This window comes from Paenibacillus sp. GYB006 (genome assembly GCF_036577645.1).
In the GTDB taxonomy this organism is placed as follows: Bacteria; Bacillota; Bacilli; order Paenibacillales; family Paenibacillaceae; genus Paenibacillus.
Genome location: NZ_JARBDA010000059.1, coordinates 1 through 516, shown reverse-complemented (window position 1 = coordinate 516; position 516 = coordinate 1). Strand labels below are relative to the sequence as shown.

Genomic DNA, 516 nt, shown 5'->3' with positions numbered 1-516 from the left:
TACAGTCTGATGCGTTTGGCCACTTCGCTAATCCTCCATATGAAACTGGTGCCGGCGAGAGGACTTGAACCCCCAACCTACTGATTACAAGTCAGTTGCTCTACCAGTTGAGCTACACCGGCTAATTTTGAATGGTGGCTCGGGACGGAATCGAACCGCCGACACGAGGATTTTCAGTCCTCTGCTCTACCGACTGAGCTACCGAGCCTTATTCATAATAAAAATGGCGGAACTGACGGGATTCGAACCCGCGATCTCCTGCGTGACAGGCAGGCATGTTAGGCCTCTACACCACAGTTCCAAGTAATTCAATTGCGGGGGCAGGATTTGAACCTGCGACCTTCGGGTTATGAGCCCGACGAGCTACCGAGCTGCTCCACCCCGCGATATTATATGGTGGAGATTGAGGGGATCGAACCCCCGACCCTCTGCTTGTAAGGCAGATGCTCTCCCAGCTGAGCTAAATCTCCATATAAAGTGACCCGTAGGGGATTCGAACCCCTGTTACCTCCGTGA

General features: G+C 52.9%; 5 tRNA genes. All 5 read right to left on the bottom strand.

Annotation, left to right across the window (positions count from 1 at the left end):
• Positions 1-46 precede the first annotated feature (46 nt).
• A tRNA-Thr gene (locus PV403_RS24900) sits at positions 47-122 on the bottom strand.
• A 10-nt stretch (positions 123-132) separates the two neighbouring features.
• Positions 133-208: transfer RNA gene (locus PV403_RS24895), tRNA-Phe, on the bottom strand.
• A gap of 16 nt (positions 209-224) precedes the next feature.
• A tRNA-Asp gene (locus PV403_RS24890) sits at positions 225-301 on the bottom strand.
• 11 nt (positions 302-312) lie between these two features.
• A tRNA-Met gene (locus PV403_RS24885) sits at positions 313-386 on the bottom strand.
• Between the two features lie 8 nt (positions 387-394).
• Positions 395-470: transfer RNA gene (locus tag PV403_RS24880), tRNA-Val, on the bottom strand.
• Positions 471-516: the final 46 nt, after the last annotated feature.